This window comes from Streptomyces lydicus, from assembly GCF_004125265.1.
GTDB lineage: Bacteria > Actinomycetota > Actinomycetes > Streptomycetales > Streptomycetaceae > Streptomyces > Streptomyces lydicus_C.
This window is the reverse complement of the sequence record NZ_RDTE01000003.1, coordinates 3,051,732-3,068,085: the sequence shown is the minus strand read 5'-3', so window position 1 is coordinate 3,068,085 and position 16,354 is coordinate 3,051,732. Positions and strand designations below refer to the sequence as shown.

12 protein-coding genes are annotated in these 16,354 nt (G+C 69.1%); 6 read left to right on the top strand and 6 right to left on the bottom strand.

Translation table 11 applies throughout. From position 1 onward, the window contains the following. Positions 1–12 precede the first annotated feature (12 nt). From D9V36_RS15870 to D9V36_RS15850, 5 genes are read left to right on the top strand one after another with little or no spacing between them, the layout of a single operon-like run. Positions 13–1,632 carry a peptide ABC transporter substrate-binding protein gene (locus tag D9V36_RS15870; protein ID WP_129294347.1) on the top strand — a complete coding sequence of 540 codons (1,620 nt, stop codon included), beginning with the start codon at positions 13–15 and terminating at the stop codon, positions 1,630–1,632. Positions 1,633–1,659: 27 nt separating this feature from the next. After that, on the top strand, positions 1,660–2,583 hold the full coding sequence (locus tag D9V36_RS15865) for an ABC transporter permease (protein ID WP_129294346.1): 924 nt from the start codon (positions 1,660–1,662) through the stop codon (positions 2,581–2,583). Further along, a complete protein-coding gene (locus D9V36_RS15860) occupies positions 2,576–3,565 on the top strand; it encodes an ABC transporter permease (RefSeq protein WP_129294345.1) in 990 nt (329 codons plus the stop codon). Before D9V36_RS15865 ends, D9V36_RS15860 begins: the two co-directional genes overlap by 8 nt. An 11-nt stretch (positions 3,566–3,576) precedes the next feature. Beyond that, positions 3,577–4,620, top strand: a complete 1,044-nt coding sequence (locus D9V36_RS15855; RefSeq protein ID WP_241720887.1) for an ABC transporter ATP-binding protein — start codon at positions 3,577–3,579, stop codon at positions 4,618–4,620. Next, positions 4,607–5,671, top strand: coding sequence for an ABC transporter ATP-binding protein (locus D9V36_RS15850; RefSeq protein WP_129294344.1), 1,065 nt, complete (start codon positions 4,607–4,609; stop codon positions 5,669–5,671). The genes D9V36_RS15855 and D9V36_RS15850 overlap by 14 nt, the downstream gene beginning before the upstream one ends. Positions 5,672–5,884: 213 nt before the next feature. On the opposite strand, the gene D9V36_RS15845 is transcribed toward D9V36_RS15850, so the two are convergent. From D9V36_RS15845 to D9V36_RS15825, 5 genes are all read right to left on the bottom strand, one after another. Continuing rightward, positions 5,885–7,024, bottom strand: coding sequence for an ABC transporter ATP-binding protein (locus D9V36_RS15845; RefSeq protein WP_129294343.1), 1,140 nt, complete (start codon positions 7,022–7,024; stop codon positions 5,885–5,887). Between the two features lie 12 nt (positions 7,025–7,036). Further along, the gene (locus D9V36_RS15840) at positions 7,037–8,098 is read right to left on the bottom strand and encodes an ABC transporter ATP-binding protein (protein ID WP_129294342.1); all 1,062 of its coding nucleotides are present in this window, start codon (positions 8,096–8,098) and stop codon (positions 7,037–7,039) included. Positions 8,099–8,109: 11 nt separating this feature from the next. Next, positions 8,110–9,087, bottom strand: coding sequence for an ABC transporter permease (locus D9V36_RS15835; RefSeq protein WP_129294341.1), 978 nt, complete (start codon positions 9,085–9,087; stop codon positions 8,110–8,112). A gap of 122 nt (positions 9,088–9,209) precedes the next feature. After that, the gene (locus D9V36_RS15830) at positions 9,210–11,006 is read right to left on the bottom strand and encodes an ABC transporter substrate-binding protein (RefSeq protein WP_129294340.1); all 1,797 of its coding nucleotides are present in this window, start codon (positions 11,004–11,006) and stop codon (positions 9,210–9,212) included. A gap of 92 nt (positions 11,007–11,098) precedes the next feature. Next, positions 11,099–12,139: an ABC transporter permease gene (locus tag D9V36_RS15825; protein WP_129294339.1), complete on the bottom strand. Its 1,041-nt coding sequence runs from the start codon at positions 12,137–12,139 to the stop codon at positions 11,099–11,101. Positions 12,140–12,621: 482 nt separating this feature from the next. Between D9V36_RS15825 and D9V36_RS15820 the strand changes: the two genes are divergently transcribed. Beyond that, positions 12,622–13,746, top strand: a complete 1,125-nt coding sequence (locus tag D9V36_RS15820) for a hypothetical protein (protein WP_129294338.1) — start codon at positions 12,622–12,624, stop codon at positions 13,744–13,746. A gap of 60 nt (positions 13,747–13,806) precedes the next feature. On the opposite strand, the gene D9V36_RS15815 is transcribed toward D9V36_RS15820, so the two are convergent. Then, on the bottom strand, positions 13,807–15,996 hold the full coding sequence (locus tag D9V36_RS15815; RefSeq protein WP_129294337.1) for a S9 family peptidase: 2,190 nt from the start codon (positions 15,994–15,996) through the stop codon (positions 13,807–13,809). Between the last annotated feature and the right edge of the window lie 358 nt (positions 15,997–16,354).

The window sequence follows — 16,354 nt, the reverse complement described above, 5'->3', positions numbered from 1 at the left end:
TGAGGAGGCGTCATGCGGAGAGCCACGTGCGCGAGGTGGGGCGGCTGTGCCGTCGTCGTCGCCCTCGTGGCCACGGCCTGCGGGGGCGGGGCCGGTGCGAGCCGTTCCGGGGTGGTCAGCTCGTCCTGGGGCGATCCGCAGAATCCGCTGGAGCCGGCGAACACCAATGAGGTCCAGGGTGGCAAGGTCCTGGAGATGCTGTTCCGGGGGCTCAAGCGCTACAACCCGAAGACCGGCGCTGCGGAGAATGTGATCGCCGACCGCATCGAGACGAAGGATTCGCGGAATTTCACGGTGACGCTGAAGAAAGGCTGGACCTTCAGCAACGGGGAAAAGGTCACGGCCCGGTCCTTCGTGGATGCCTGGAATTATGGTGCGCTGCTGAGCAACAAGCAGAAGAACGCGGCTTTCTTCAGCTATATCGACGGCTTTGCGCAGGTGCATCCGGACAGCGGGCGTCCACGGGCCAGGACCCTGTCGGGGCTGGTGGTGAAGGGTGACCACACCTTCACCGTCAAACTCAACCAGAAATTCTCCAGCTGGCCCGACACGCTGGGCTACGCGGCCTTCATGCCGCTTCCGCAGGCGTTCTTCCGACATCACGACGCCTGGCTCGGGAATCCCGTCGGGAACGGCCCGTATCTCGTGGACTCCTATGACAAGGGGTCCGTGCTGCGGATGCGGAAATGGCAGAAGTACCCGGGTGACGATCCGGCGCGCAACGGCGGAATCGACCTGCGGGTCTATACGGACAACAACACCGCCTATACCGATCTGCAGGCGGGCAATATCGACCTGGTCGACGATGTGCCGGCCGCGCAGCTCACACATGTGAAGGCGGACCTCGGGGGCCGCTACCTCAACCAGCCGGCCGGGATCATCCAGACCCTGACCTTCCCCATGTACGACAAGCGGTGGAACCACCCGGGTGCGGAGAAGCTGCGGCGCGGTCTGTCCATGGCGATCGACCGGGACCAGATCACCCGGGAGATCTTCCACCGGACCCGCACCCCCGCCACCGACTGGACCTCGCCGGTGCTGGGGGCGCACGGCGGCTACAAGGCGGGGCTGTGCGGCGACGCCTGTGTGTTCAACCCGGTCAGGGCCAAGCAGCTGATCAAGGAGGGCGGCGGAATTCCCGGCGGGTCGATGACCCTCACGTACAACGCCGATACGGGGTCCCACAAGGACTGGGTCGACGCCCTCTGCAACAGCGTCAACAAGTCGCTGGAGGACGACAATGCCTGCGTCGGCAACCCGGTCGGCACCTTCGCCGACTTCCGGAACAAGATCACGGCCAGGCGGATGACCGGGCCGTTCCGGGCCGGCTGGCAGATGGACTATCCGCTGATCCAGAACTTCCTGCAGCCGCTGTACTACACCGATGCCTCCTCCAACGACGGAAAGTTCAGCAACCGCGCCTTCGACAAGCTGGTGAATGAGGCGAACGCGGCAACGGACACCCGCCGGGCCGTCGCGACCTTCCAGGACTCGGAGAAGATCCTCGCCCAGCAGATGCCGGCCATTCCGCTCTGGTACCAGAACGGCAGCGCCGGCTACTCCGACCGGATCAGCAATGTGTCACTGAACCCGTTCAGCGTGCCCGTCTACAACGAGATCAAGGTCAACTGACGTCGGTGTGAAGGAGGTTGACGCTCCATGGGACGCTATGTGATCCGGCGGTTGCTCCAGATGATCCCGGTGTTCATCGGCAGCACCTTCCTGATCTTCTTCATGGTCTACGCACTGGGCGACCCCGTGGCCGCGATGTTCGGTGACCGGGCCCCCGACCCCGCCACCGCCGCGCAGATCCGCCGCGACCTCTTCCTCGACGAGCCGCTGTGGAAGCAGTACCTGCACTACATGGGCCAGATCTTCCAGGGGAATTTCGGCACCGCGTTCAACGGCCAGTCGGTCACCGAGCTGATGGCCTCCTCCTTTCCCGTCACCCTGCGGCTGACGGTCATCGCCATCGTGATCGAGATGGTGGTGGGCATCGTGCTGGGGGTGTTCAGCGGGCTGCGCCGCGGCCGGGACGTCGACACCACGGTCCTTGTCCTCACCCTCGTCGTGGTGTCCATCCCGACCTTCGTCAGCGGCTATCTGCTGCAGTTCCTGTTCGGGGTGCAGTGGGGCTGGGCCGCACCGTCCGTCGCCCCCGAAGCGCCACTGAACGAACTCCTGCTGCCGGGGCTGGTGCTGGCCCTGGTCTCGCTCGCCTATGTCACCCGGCTGACGCGGACCTCGATCGCGGAGAACGCCCGCGCCGACTACGTCCGTACGGCCCTGGCCAAGGGCCTGCCCCGGCGCCGGGTCATCACCCGCCATCTGCTGCGCAATTCGCTGATCCCCGTGGTCACCTTCATCGGCACGGATATCGGCGCCCTGATGGGCGGCGCGATCGTCACCGAGCGGATCTTCAACATCCACGGCGTCGGCTTCCAGCTCTACCAGGGAGTCCTGCGGCAGAACTCGCCGACCGTCGTGGGCTTCGTGACGATCCTGGTGCTGGTCTTCCTCCTGGCGAACCTCCTCGTCGACCTGCTGTACGCCGTCCTCGACCCGAGGATCCGCTATGCCTGAGCCCTATGTCCCCAAGGAAGCCATCGGCCACGGCGACGGCGGCTCCGCCGCGCTGGCCATCGGCGAGGCGGAGTCGCTGGAGCGGCGGCCCGGTGCGGCCCCGCCGGGCGCCGCACCGCCCGGCAAGGAGCCGGGCAGGCCCCGCAGCCTGTGGAGCGACGCCTGGCACGACCTCTACCGCAACCCCGTCTTCGTGGTCTCCGCGCTGGTCATCGTGTTTCTGGTGATCATCGCGATCTGGCCGCAGCTGATCGCCACCGGCAACCCGTACCGCGCGGACCTCGCCAAGGCGCAGCAGGGCTCCCAGCCCGGCCACCCCTTCGGCTTCGACACCCAGGGCCGCGACGTCTACACCCGGGTGGTCTACGGGGCCCGCGCCTCCATCACCGTCGGCGTCTGCGCCACGACCGGCGCGGCGCTGCTCGGCAGTCTGCTGGGCGGGCTGGCCGGTTTCTTCGGCGGCTGGGGGGACAACCTGCTCTCCCGGCTCGCCGACATCTTCTTCGGCATCCCGGTGATCCTCGGCGGTCTGGTCTTCCTCTCGGTCGTCACCAGCAGCACGGTCTGGCCGGTGGTCGGCTTCATCGTGCTGCTCGGCTGGCCGCAGGTCTCCCGTATCGCCCGCGGCTCCGTCGTCACCGCCAAGCAGAACGACTACGTCCAGGCCGCACGGGCGCTGGGCGCCGGCAACGGGCGGATGCTGCTGCGGCACATCGCCCCCAACGCCGTCGCCCCGGTCATCGTCGTCGCCACCATCGCGCTCGGTACGTACATCGCACTGGAGGCGACGCTCTCCTACCTCGGCGCGGGCCTGAAACCGCCCACCGTCTCCTGGGGCATCGACATCTCCACGGCCTCCACCTACATCCGCAGCGCGCCGCACATGCTGCTGTGGCCTGCGGGCGCTCTGAGCATCACGGTGCTGGCGTTCATCATGCTCGGCGACGCGGTGCGCGACGCCCTCGACCCCAAGTTGCGCTGAGGAGCCGGAAGATGACGAACGAGGACGCGGACAGCAGGCCCGCGGGCGGCGGCGGCACGGCGCTCGCGGAGCCGGCCCTGCTCGACGTGCGCGATCTGCGGGTCGAGTTCCGCACCCGCGACGGCGTGGCGAAGGCGGTCAACGGCGTCAGCTACCGGGTGGCGCCCGGGCAGACGCTGGCGGTGCTGGGGGAGTCCGGCTCCGGCAAGTCCGTGACCGCCCAGGCCGTGATGGGCATTCTCGACTCGCCGCCCGGGTTCGTCACCGGCGGCGAGATCATCTTCCAGGGGCGCGATCTGCTCACCCTGCGCAAGGAGGAGCGGCGGAAAGTCCGCGGCGCCAAGATGGCGATGATCTTCCAGGACTCGCTGTCCGCGCTGAACCCGGTCCTCACCGTCGGGGCTCAGCTCGGGGAGATGTTCGAGGTCCACGAGGGGATGTCCCGTAAGGATGCCCGCGGCAGAGCGGTGGAGCTGATGGAGCGGGTCGGTATCCCCGCGGCCCGCGAGCGGGTGGGCGACTATCCGCACCAGTTCTCCGGCGGGATGCGCCAGCGCATCATGATCGCGATGGCGCTGTCCCTCGGCCCCGACCTGATCATCGCGGACGAGCCGACCACGGCGCTGGACGTCACGGTCCAGGCGCAGGTGATGGACCTGCTGGCGGAGCTGCAGCGGGAACTCACCATGGGGCTGATCCTGATCACCCACGACCTCGGGGTGGTCGCGGACGTCGCCGACACCATCGCGGTGATGTACGCGGGCCGGATCGTCGAGACCGCTCCTGTCCACCAGCTCTACCGGGCGCCCGCGCACCCATACACCCGCGGTCTGCTGGACTCCATCCCACGGCTGGACCAGAAGGGGCAGCGGCTGTACGCGATCAAGGGCCTGCCGCCCAACCTGACCGCCATCCCGCCGGGCTGCCCCTTCCACCCACGCTGCCCGCTGGCCCGGGACGTCTGCCGCACCGACCCTCCGCCGCTCTACGAGGCCGGGCCGGGACGGGCCAGCGCCTGCCACTTCTGGAAGGAGACGCTCGATGGGGCCCGGTGACGGCGGCACCCCGGCGGCCGCTGCGGCGGAACCGCTGCTGGAGGTCCGCGACCTGGTCAAACACTTCCCGCTCACCCGGGGAGTGGTCTTCAGGAAACAGGTCGGCGCGGTCCGGGCCGTCGACGGTGTCTCCTTCGACCTCCACCAGGGCGAAACACTCGGCATCGTCGGCGAATCGGGCTGCGGCAAGTCCACGGTCGCCAAACTGCTGGTCGGCCTGGAGCGGCCGACGGCAGGTCGGATCCGCTACCGCGGCGAGGACATCAGCACCCTCTCCGGACGGGCGCTGCGGGCCGTACGCCGCAATATCCAGATGGTGTTCCAGGACCCCTACACCTCCCTGAATCCCCGGATGACCGTGGGCGACATCATCGGCGAGCCGTACGAGATCCACCCCGAGGTGGCCCCCAAGGGAGACCGCCGCAGAAGGGTCCAAGAACTCCTGGACGTGGTGGGGCTCAACCCCGAGTACATCAACCGCTATCCACACCAGTTCTCCGGCGGCCAGCGCCAGCGCATCGGTATCGCCCGCGGCCTCGCGCTGCGCCCGGAGATCATCGTCGCCGACGAACCGGTCTCCGCGCTGGACGTCTCCGTCCAGGCCCAAGTGGTCAACCTGCTGGAGCAGTTGCAGGACGAGTTCGACCTGTCGTACGTCTTCATCGCCCACGACCTGTCCGTCGTACGGCACATCTCCGATCGCGTCGCGGTGATGTATCTGGGCCGGCTCGCCGAGACCGGCACCGGCGAGCAGATCTACGAGCACCCCACCCACCCGTACACCCAGGCCCTGCTGTCCGCCGTCCCCGTCCCCGACCCGGACGCCCGCAGCCACCGCGAGCGCATCCTGCTGACGGGCGACGTCCCCTCGCCCGCCGCCCCGCCCTCCGGCTGCCGCTTCCGCACGCGGTGCTGGAAGGCCCGGCAGCTGTGTGCGGAGGTGGTGCCGGCGCTGGAGGTGCCGCCGGAATTCCGGGAGACGAAGGGGCCGGCCGCCCATGCCTCGGCGTGTCATTTCGCCGAGGAGCGGCGGGTGGTGGCGAGCGAATGAGACGAACCGGAGCCCCGCCTCCCGTAGGGCCGGAGCCCGCATCCCGTAAGGCCGGAGCCCGCCTCCCGTAGGGGAAGCGGGCTCCGGCTCGTACGGCTTCGGGTGCGCGCGGCTGCCGTCTTCGGTCGGTCTCACCGGTCTCGTCGACCTCACCGGTCTCGTCGGTCTCACCGGTCTCGTCGACCTCACCGGCCTCGTCGGCCGGCTCGGCCCTCAGTCGGTCTTGCCGCCCTCGTCGGCCGGTGCGGCGTCCTCGATCGCGGCCAGCGCCGGGTCGAGGATGATGTCCTCGTCGCGGGCCGCGGTCGTCGGCTCCTCCGGGAAGTGGCAGGCCGTGAGGTGGCCGCTCTTGTTGCCGGTGAGCTGGACGAGCGGCGGCTCCTCGGTCGCGCACTTGTCCTGTGCCTTCCAGCACCGCGTACGGAACCGGCAGCCGGAGGGCGGGTTGACGGGGGAGGGGACGTCACCGGCGAGGCGGATGCGCTCGCGGTCCTCCTCCTCGTCCTCCACCAGCTTGGCCTCGGGCACCGCCGAGAGCAGCGCGTGCGTGTACGGGTGGCGCGGCCGGTTGTAGATCTCGTCGCGGGTACCCACCTCGACGATCTTGCCGAGGTACATCACCGCGACCCGCTCGCTGAAGTGCCGCACGATCGCCAGGTCGTGGGCGATGAAGAGGAACGCGATGCCCAGCTCGCGCTGCAGCTTCTGGAGCAGGTTGACGACCTGCGCCTGGATGGAGACGTCCAGCGCGGAGACCGGCTCGTCGGCGATGATCAGCTTCGGCTCCAGGGCGAGCGCCCGGGCCACGCCGATGCGCTGGCGCTGGCCGCCGGAGAACTCGTGCGGGAAGCGGTTGTAGTGCTCCGGGTTGAGACCCACGGTCTCCAGGAGCTCACGGATCCGCTTCTCCCGGCCGCCGGGCGGGTTGATCCCGTTGATCTCCATCGGGCCGCCGATGATGGTGCCCACCGTCTGCCGCGGGTTGAGCGAGGCGTACGGGTCCTGGAAGATCATCTGGATCTCGGAGCGGATCGGCGCCAGCTCCTTGCGGCCCGCGTGGGTGATGTCCCGGCCCGCGTAGGTGATTTTGCCGGCGGTCGGCTCCATCAGCCGGGTGAGCAGCCGCCCGGTGGTGGACTTGCCGCAGCCCGACTCGCCGACCAGGCCGAAGCTCTCGCCGGCGTGCACGGTCAGATCGACGCCGTCGACCGCCTGGACCGCACCGACCTTCCGCTTGAACGGGAAGCCGCCGTAGATCGGGAAGTGCTTGGTCAGGCCTTCGGCGGTCAGCAGCGGCTCGCCAGGGGCGGGTGCGGCGTCACGGGGCGCCGGGAGGGTGACGTTCTCTGTCATGGTGGTCGCTCCCTAGCCCAGCCGGGGCTTGATCTGCTCGATGAAGAGGGTCTGCTTCTGCTCGGCGCTCAGATGGCACGCGGCCGCGCGCCCCGGCGCCAGCGTGGGCCGCTCGTCGGTGCAGCGGGTGCCCCCGACCTCGCCGGTGAAGCCGCAGCGCGGGTGGAAGGCGCAGCCGGCGGGCGGGTTGAGCAGGCTGGGCGGGGTACCGGGGATCGGGTGCAGTGCCTCGCTGACGTCCGAGGACAGCCGCGGCATCGAGCTCAGCAGGCCCCAGGTGTACGGGTGCCGGGGCTGGGTGAGGATCTCCTTGACGGAGCCGCGCTCCACGGCCCGGCCGCCGTACATCACCAGCACTTCGTCCGCGGTGTTGGCGACCACGCCGAGGTCATGGGTGATCAGGATGATCGCAGAGCCGAACTCCTGCTGCAGGTCCTTGAGCAGGTCGAGGATCTGCGCCTGGACGGTGACGTCCAGGGCGGTGGTCGGCTCGTCAGCGATCAGGAGCTGGGGGTTGCAGACCAGCGCCATGGCGATCATGGCGCGCTGGCGCATACCGCCGGAGAACTGGTGCGGGTAGTCGTCCACCCGCAGATCGGGCTGTGGGATGCCGACCTTGGTCAGCATCTCGATGGCCCGCAGCCGGCCCTCGCGCTTGCTGGCGCCGGTGTGCTTGATGAACGGCTCGGCGATCTGCCGGCCGATGGTGTAGTACGGCGACAGGGCGGTCAGCGCGTCCTGGAAGATCATGGCCATCTTGTTGCCGCGGAGCGTCTCCAGGGTCTTCTCCCTGGCGCCGGTCAGCTTCTGGCCGTCCAGCACGATCTCGCCGCCGATCTCGGTGGCCTTGGGGTCGTGCAGCCCCAGGATGGACAGGTTGGTCACCGACTTGCCGGAGCCCGATTCGCCGACGATGCCGAGCGTCTGACCGCGTTCCAGGTCGAAGGAGAGACCGTCGACCGCCTTGACGATGCCGTCCTCGGTGGAGAACCGCACATGCAGGTCGCGTACGGAGAGAAACGCATCAGATCCGGTCGGGACCGGCGCACCCTCGGGTTTGGTGAGTGTGGTCACTGGTCGTTCTCCTAGGCGAGACGCACGCGCGGGTCGATGAACGCGTAGCAGGCGTCCACGATGACGTTGAACAGGATGATGAACGCGGCTGCGAAGAGCATCACGCCCATGACCGTCGGCAGGTCGGTGTTCTGCACCGACTGCATCGACAGGGTCCCCAGACCCGGCAGGGCGAAGGTCACCTCGGTGATCATGGCGCCGCCGAAAAGGGTGCCGAGGTCGATGCCGAAGATGGTGACGATGGGGATCAGCGAGCCACGCCAGGCGTAGCGGAAGAAGACCGTCGCGGCAGACATGCCCTTGGCGCGGGCCGTGCGGACGTGTTCCTCCTGGAGCTGCTCGATCATCGCGGAGCGCGCCATACGGGTGTACTGCGCGGTGAAGATGATCGAGAGCACACACCACGGGATCAGCAGGCCCATGAACCAGCCGACCGGATCCTCCGTGATCGGCACGTACTTGGGCTGTCCCAGCAGATTGGTGTTGTAGACCAGCAGCGCCAGCACGATCGGGCCGACGAAGTAGATCTGCATCGAGCTGAGGACCAGCGAGGCCGAGCTGAAGAACTTGTCGATCAGCGAGCCCTGCTTCCAGGCGGCGACCATGCCGGTGGCCAGACCGAGGAACAGGAAGACCGCGGCGGCGCCGAGGGTCAGCGACAGGGTGATCGGGAAGCGGTCGACGATGGTGTTCCACACCGCGTCGCCGGTGGCGAAGGAGTAGCCGAAGCAGGGGGCGGGGCACGGTCCTTGGGCGAAGTCACGGCCGGTGACGATGCCGGACATGAAGTGCCAGTACTGCACCAGGATCGGCTGGTCGAGCCCCATGTTCTTGTGGATGATCGCGAGTGCGTCGGGGCCACAGTTTCTTCCGCACGCCAGCAGCGCGGGGTCCCTGGGGGCGGCGAAGAAGAGGAAGAACGTGAACGCGCTGATGAGCAGCAAGATCACGATCGCGCCGAGAGACCGGCGGAAGAGGAATCGAAGCATGGCAGATCGCAGCTCTCGTGGGGCAGCGGAGGTGTGGGGTGAGGCACCCGGTGTGCCCGCCCTGCGAGGCGGGCACACCGGGTGCCGGGGTAACCGGAACGGTCGCGGTTACTTCTTGACGGTCACTTCTTGACGTACAGCTTGGTCGGGTCGACGGAGCTGATGACGTCGTTGTTCACGACGCCACCGACCTTGGAACCGTGCAGCTGGATCTGCTTGTAGTAGAAGGTCGGGATCTGCGGCAGGTCGTCCTTGAGGATCTTCTCGCCGAGCGCGAACCAGTCGTCCGCGGCCTTCTTCTGGTCCGTCTCCTGCTCGATCCGGTCGATTTCCTTGTTGGTCGCCGGGTTGTTGTACAGCGAGTAGTTCGTCCCGCCGTCCTGGATCTGCCGGCCGTCGTACACCGAGGGGAGCACCGTCAGCGCGCTCGGCCAGTCCGCACCCCATGCACTCGGGTAGAGGTCGAACTTGTTGTCCGTCTTGCCGATGATGTCGTAGTAGGTGTCCGGCGGCAGTTCCTTGCTCTGGACGTTGAAGCCGGCCTTCTTGAGGTTGTCGGCCACCGAGACGGAGTACTTCGACGGCTCGGTCGCCGTGTTGTGCGCGTAGGTCAGCTTCATGCCGGTCTTGCCGGCTTCCTTCAGGAGCTTCTTGGCCTTCTCGATGTCGCCGAGCGGCTTCTTGAGCTTGCCGTAGGGGTCGATGTCCTTGTAGCCGGTCAGCGTCGGGCTGATGTAGCTGCCCGCCAGTTCACCGCCGCCCGGGGTGCCGTAGGCGTCGAGGATGGCCTGCGTCGGCAGTGCGTAGGCGATCGCCTCGCGGACCTTCTTGTCCTTCAGGCGGCGCATGTTGAAGTTCATGACGCCGACATAGGGCTGGTAGCCGGAGGTCGAACGGGCCTTGATCTTCGGGTCGTTGGCGACCTGCTGCATGCTCGCGGCGTCGACCTGGTTGTTGAAGCTGATGGCGGTCTGGTTGTCCGCGTTGTCGGCCATCAGACGCTGGGTGGAGTCGGTGAAGGCCACGCTGAACTGGATGTCGAACTTGTCGACGTACTGGTGCCGCGTGATGTCGGTGGCCGGGTCCCACTGGTTGTTCTTGACCAGGGTGATGCCCTTGCCGTTCTTGAACGACCCGGGCTGGATCTTGTACGGGCCCGAGGCGACCGGGGCCTTGTCGTACTTCTCCTTGGTGTCCTTGGCCTTCTCGACCGCGCCGTAGCCCGCCATGGCCAGGGCGTAGGGCAGGTCACCCACGGGCTTCTTGAAGTGGAAGACGATGGTCTTGTCGTCCGGCGTGTCCAGCACGTCCTTGGGCAGGTGCTTCCCGTCGTAGGGCCCGCCCTTGAGGAGCTTGCGGTAGTCGGTCGAGTCCGCCAGCCAGCGCTGGATGTACGTCGGGCCGCTGGAGATGAAGTTCGCGAAGGTCCGCTCGATGGTGTGGCGGATGTCGGCCGAGGTGATCGGCTTGCCGTCCTCGAACTTGATGCCGTCCTTGAGCTTGTACGTCCAGGTCTTGCCGCCGTCGGACTTCTGGCCGCTGTCCGTGGCGAGGTCGCCGACGACGGTGTACTTGCCCTTGTTGTCCAGGTGGTACGACGTCAGCCTGCGGAACAGCAGGGACGAGACGGTGCCCTGGTCCGAGACGTAGATCTGTGCCGGGTCCAGGTGCGCGTAGGTGTCACGCTGGAGGACCTTGATGGTGCCGCCCGGGGTGGCGCCGGGCACTGCCTCAGCCGGACCCTTGGAGGCGGCGGCGTCACCGAAGGCTATCTGGGCGCGCTGCTTCTCGGCGTTCTTGCGGGCGTCGTCGTCGCCGGCGCCCTTGCTGGCGCCGCTGCTGCACGCGGTGAGGACCATGGCCCCCGCGGCCAGCGCCACGACGGTGGCGCGCGCTCTGCGCATACGAACGTTGCTCATGGTGGTGGATGCACCTGCCTGTCGTTGATCCGTTGCTGCTGCCTGACTGATGCGGTGCTGGTGGGGTGGCAGCACCCCCCCGCGGAACGGATTCACCGAGCCCTCTTCGGGTCGAAGGCGTCCCGGACCGAGTCCCCGAGCAGGTTGAACGCGACGATGAAGATGACCATCGCGAGGCCGGGGAAGAACAAGTAGGTGATGTCGTTGCGGTAGTACTCGGCCGCGTTGGCGAACATCCGGCCCCAGTCGGGCGTGGGCTCGACCAGACCGACGCCGAGGAACGAGAGCCCGGCGATGGAGGTCACGAAGTTGGGCAGCATGTAGGTCGTCTGCACCAGGATGGGCGTCATCACGTTGGGCACCAGCTCGCGCCGGATGATCCGCCACGGGGAGGCGCCGCTGACCTTGGCGGCCTCGACGAACTCCCGCTCGCGCAGCGACAGTACCTGGCCGCGCAGCAGCCGGGCCAGGCTCATCCAGCCCAGGAACCACATCACCAGGATGATGATCGACGCGCGTAGCCACTCAGGCATCTCGTCTTCGGGAGCCACGAAGATGGCGCCCACGACCGGCACGAAGGCGACGAAGAAGAGCTGGTTGGGGAAGGCCATCAGCAGGTCGATGAACCGGCCGATGAAGTAGTCGGTGCGCCCGCCGAAGTAGCCGGCGGCGACGCCCAGCAGGATCGCGGTGAGCACCGAGACCAGGGTGATGCCCACGGCGAGGCCCAGCGTGTTGCGGATGCCGTAGAGCAGCTGCATGAAGACGTCGCGGCCCAGGGTGGGTTCGATACCGAACCAGAAGTCGCCGCTGATCCCGCCGTTGGGCCCGGCCGGGTACTGGTTGACCAGCAGCCCCGGGGTGATCATCCCGTAGCGGGTGTAGGGATCCTTGCCGTAGAGCTTGGAGATGACCGGTGCGAGCACGCCGATCAGAAAGAAGAAGAGCACTACCCCGGCGCTGATGACACCGGTCCGGTCGCGCTTGAAGCGCGTCCACATCAGCTGGCCGGGTGAGCGGCCCTGCAGCGGTTCGTTTTTGCCGCTCTTGCCTTTCTTCTTCGAAGTCAGTCCTTCGGGGCCAAGACCTGCGGTGTCGGTCGTGGTCCCCGCGGTCTGGGATGGACTAGTCATCGCGAAGTGCCCCCGCGCCGAGTTCTCTTGGAACATGAAGCGGCACCGAATGCACCGCTGGATGAGCGGACTTTCGCAAGTGATTTGTGGCGGAGTCAAGGGGATCGGGTGTGCTCGTGAACAGGTCGTCTACTTCTTGAGCGAACGTTGCGCAAGTTGACGCCACGGCGTGCTTGACAGGCGACCGTGATATACGGCATGGGGGACATATCGGTATGAACGTCTTTAACATGAAGGCAACTTCACTGTCGCAACACCGATATACGGACGCGCCATGATGAACAACGTACGGCCGTGCGGGTGCCGTAGACCGGCCGGAACGCCAGACGGCGTTCCGGCCGGTTGCCGCTTTGCACATATTTCGTCCGCCGCTGACGGCGGCTCTGTTGTCCCTGCGCCGGGTCTGGAGTAGACCTGCGGGTGGGCGCCTCCACGGGGCCGCCCTGGACCACCCGGTACATCGACACGGACGGGGGCTGGCCGTGTCCACAACGCGGGACGGCGTTCTCACCCGCGGCGCACGCGGCATCGGCGCGCTCGTCTGCCTGCTGCTCGCACTGCTCACCGCGGTCTGGATCATCCGGGATCTCACGATCGCCCAGCACGGCACGGACCTGTGGTGGACCTGGCTGGGCGAGGCGCGCCGGCCACGGGAGTTCACCGCCTGGGCGACCTCGGCGCTCGACCCGCTGCTGACGCTCGGCGCGCTCGTCGTCGCCGTCGCCGCGGTGCGCACCGCCGTCCCCTCGTCCGTGGCCGACGGCGCACTGCTCTCCCTGGCGGCCGCCACCGCACTGCTGCGCCTCCCGCTGGTGTGGGTGCTGGGCGCCGGCTGGCTCCAGGGGCTGGACAGCTCCCTCACGGCGCGGGCGCGGCTGACCGCGGTCACCCAGCTCGCCCTGGCGGCCGCGCTGGTCGTGGTGGTCGTGGCGGGCCGGCGGCGGGGCGGCCGGGCGGACCGGTACGCACGGCACACCGTGCACGGGCTGCCTCAGGCGGCGTCCTCGGCGTACGGAGTGGTCCATGCGGTGCCGTCCGGAGCGGGGCCCGAGCGGCCGGGCCGGCCGTACAAGGGAGCGGCCGTCACGGCCGGTGTGCTCCTGGGCGCCGCCGGGCTCGCCGTGGCCGGCTGGGAGATCCACTGGCAGCGGCGGCTCGACGGGGACGTCTACCGCAAGGGGCTGCTCGGGGACGCGTCCGTCTTCCGCGCCCTGCTGCAGCCCCCGGTGCACTGGCAGTCGGCGGCCCTCGCGCTGCTGGCCCTGGGAGCCGCGGCCGCCGTACTGCGCCGCGCGCCCTGGGCCCGGCCCGCGGCGATGACGGCCGCGGCCCTGCTGCTGGTGCACGGAGCCGTGGCGCTCGTCTTCGCCGTACGCACCGGGGAGTTCGGCCGCCTCGGCGCGCTGCCGCTCCAGGCCCGGCTGGAGGTGGGCACCGCGGCCTTCGTGGCGGCCGCCGCTCTGGTCGCGCTGATCGCGGCGGCCTGCCCCGGCACACCGGACGCCTCGCACCCCATGGACGGGGTGCTGGCGTACGGCTCCGCCCCGGGCGAGGCGCGGCCGCCGCACGCCCCGCCCCCGCCGTCCAGGCTGCCGCCCGGTTGGTGAGACGCCCTCGGGGCGCGTGACGTCCGACGGGGCGGGGGCTTGACGACAGGCCCTACGCCCTCAGGGCGTCATCCCCAACGACCGCTTGAGGAAGTCCACCTGGAGCAGCAGCAGGTTTTCGGCCACCTGCTCCTGCGAGGCCATGTGCGTCACGCCGGACAGCGGCAGCACCTCGTGCCGGCGGCCCGCCGCCAGCAGCGCCGAGGAGAGCTGCAGTGCGTGCGCCACCACGACGTTGTCGTCCGCGAGGCCGTGCACGATCAGCATCGGGCGGTGCGGCTCCTGCGCCCCGGACAGGCCCTCGTCCGTGATCAGCGAGTTCGCGGCGTAGGCGGCGGGCTCCTCGTCAGGGTGGCCGAGATACCGCTCCTGGTAGTGGGTGTCGTACAGACGCAGATCGGTCACCGGCGCACCGACCACCGCCGCATGGAAGACATCGGGGCGGCGCAGCGCCGCGAGCCCCGCGAGATAGCCGCCGAAGGACCAGCCGCGGATCGCCACCCGCTCCATGTCCAGGGGAAAGGATCCGGCCAGCGCCTGGAGGGCGTGGACCTGGTCGTCCAGGGCGACCTGCGCGATATCGCGGAACATCGCCTTCTCCCACGCGGGGGAGCGGCCCGGGGTGCCCCGGCCGTCCGCGACGATCACCGCGAACCCCTGGTCGGCGAACCACTGGGAGGTCAGATGGGCGTGGTGCGCGGCCACCACCCGCTGGCCGTGCGGACCGCCGTACGGGTCCATCAGCACCGGCAGCGGACCGTCGCCCTCCTGATATCCGGTGGGCAGCAGCACCGCGCACGGAATCCGGCGTTCCCCGGCCAGGACGAGCCGGGGGCGGGCGGTCAGCACCGGCTCCTCGGCGCAGGAGCCGATGGAGGCGAGGACCTTCTCGCCGCCGTCGGGATCCAGCCGCACCACGTCCACCTGGGTGCCGGGCCGCTCCAGTGACGCCTGCGACAGCACGGTCACCGCGCCACCGCGCACCGCGGAGGACACCGTCGGATACGCACGCTCGCCGACCCGCTCCCAGCCGCCCTGGTCACCGCTGCCGCGGAACCAGGCGCGGTAGACCCCGATGTCGTGCATGTCGGCGCCGCTCGCGGAGAACAGGACATCGTCCTCGCCGATGTCGAGAACGGCCCGGACGTGCAGCGGAGCGCCGGTCAACGGGCGGGCGCCGACGAACAGTTTGCGCGCGCCGCCCTCGTCCGAGATCCGCACCAGCCGCCCGTCCGGCGTCCAGGCCGGCGCCCCGGGGAACGGCTCGACCCACGCCTCGTCCTCCTCCTCGTGCACCGTCCTGGTCGTACCGGTCGCGGTGTCGACGGCCAGATAGCGCTGGTCGCGCTGGTCGCGGGCCTGGACGAGCAGCAGCGGCGGCCCGGCCGCCGACCAGTGGACGCGTGCCAGATAGGGGTAGCGCTCGGTGTCCCAGCCGATGTCCGTGCGCGAGCCGTCCAGGCCGAACAGCGTCAGCGTGACCCCGGCGTTGCGGGTGCCCGCCGCCGGGTACGCGACCCGCGCGGGCTCCCGGTCCGGATGGGCGGGGTCGGCGATCCACCAGCGCTGCACCGGCGCCTCGTCGACCCGCGCCGCCAGCACCGCGTCACTGTCCGGAGACCACCAAAAGCCCCGGTAGCGGCCCATCTCCTCGGCCGCGATGAACTCCGCGAGTCCCCAGGTCACCTCCGGCCCGTCGGGCTCGGCCAGCACCCGGTCCGCCGCTCCGGCGTCCGCCCGGCCGCCGTCGTCCCCGTCCGAGGTCGTGGCGCCGTCCACCGCGACCACCCGTAGCCGGCCGTCCGCCACAAAGGCCACCTGCCGGCCGTCCGGCGAGGGGCGGGGGTCCACGACCGGCCCCTGGACCGGGAGTTCACGGGTGGTGCCGGCCCGCAGCTCGGAGACGAACAGCCGGCCGGAGAGGGTGAACGCCGCCAACTCCACGGCGGCGTCCGTCGCATAGCCGACGATGCCCGCCGAGCTCTCCCGGCTGCGCTCGCGGCGGGCCCGCTCCTGTGGTGGCAGGTCCTCCTGCGCCCCGGCCAGCAGGGCCTGCGGATCGGCGGCCGGGAACTCCCGTCCCGCTTCCAGGTCGAGCACCCACAACTGCTGGCTGCGGTCGGTGCCCGAGGGGGAACGCAGGAAGACGACGCGCGCGTCGTCGGGGGAGAGGGTGTAGCCGCGCGGTGCGCCCAGAGTGAAGCGCTGCGTACGGGCGTGTTGCCGCGGGAACGAAGGCTGTCCGGTCATGGGCCGAGCCTACGGGCTGGGTTCACGGCGCGTCGGGTGCTCAGGAGAGCCGGCCTGGCAGCGGTCGGGTGCACTGCCCTCGCCGTCAGCTTCGCCAGGCCCCGTGAGATGCGCGACCCCTGCCAGGATCATGGTGCCGACTGCACGGTGCCGACTGCATGGGACACGGACCAACTCGCCCCTTCCCCGGCTTCTTCGGCGTCCTTGGCCAATCCTGCCTGTCCGTCTCGATCCCGGCGACCCCTTCGCCGCTGTTCGCGGGGGACCGGCTCACCCTGGTCGCGCTCGTGAAGATCGTGTGCGCCCCCGTTCTGCTTCCGTGCTCCGACTTATGCGCTAGGACGGAAAGTTATGATCT

Excerpts from the sequence above, each read along its gene's own strand:
- D9V36_RS15850 (WP_129294344.1), top strand. The coding sequence starts at position 4,607 with ATGGGGCCCGGTGACGGCGGCACCCCGGCGGCCGCTGCGGCGGAACCG.
- D9V36_RS15845 (WP_129294343.1), bottom strand. The coding sequence starts at position 7,024 with ATGACAGAGAACGTCACCCTCCCGGCGCCCCGTGACGCCGCACCCGCC.
- D9V36_RS15865 (WP_129294346.1), top strand. The coding sequence starts at position 1,660 with ATGGGACGCTATGTGATCCGGCGGTTGCTCCAGATGATCCCGGTGTTC.
- D9V36_RS15860 (WP_129294345.1), top strand. The coding sequence starts at position 2,576 with ATGCCTGAGCCCTATGTCCCCAAGGAAGCCATCGGCCACGGCGACGGC.
- D9V36_RS15855 (WP_241720887.1), top strand. The coding sequence starts at position 3,577 with ATGACGAACGAGGACGCGGACAGCAGGCCCGCGGGCGGCGGCGGCACG.
- D9V36_RS15825 (WP_129294339.1), bottom strand. The coding sequence starts at position 12,139 with ATGACTAGTCCATCCCAGACCGCGGGGACCACGACCGACACCGCAGGT.
- D9V36_RS15870 (WP_129294347.1), top strand. The coding sequence starts at position 13 with ATGCGGAGAGCCACGTGCGCGAGGTGGGGCGGCTGTGCCGTCGTCGTC.
- D9V36_RS15815 (WP_129294337.1), bottom strand. The coding sequence starts at position 15,996 with ATGACCGGACAGCCTTCGTTCCCGCGGCAACACGCCCGTACGCAGCGC.
- D9V36_RS15835 (WP_129294341.1), bottom strand. The coding sequence starts at position 9,087 with ATGCTTCGATTCCTCTTCCGCCGGTCTCTCGGCGCGATCGTGATCTTG.
- D9V36_RS15830 (WP_129294340.1), bottom strand. The coding sequence starts at position 11,006 with ATGAGCAACGTTCGTATGCGCAGAGCGCGCGCCACCGTCGTGGCGCTG.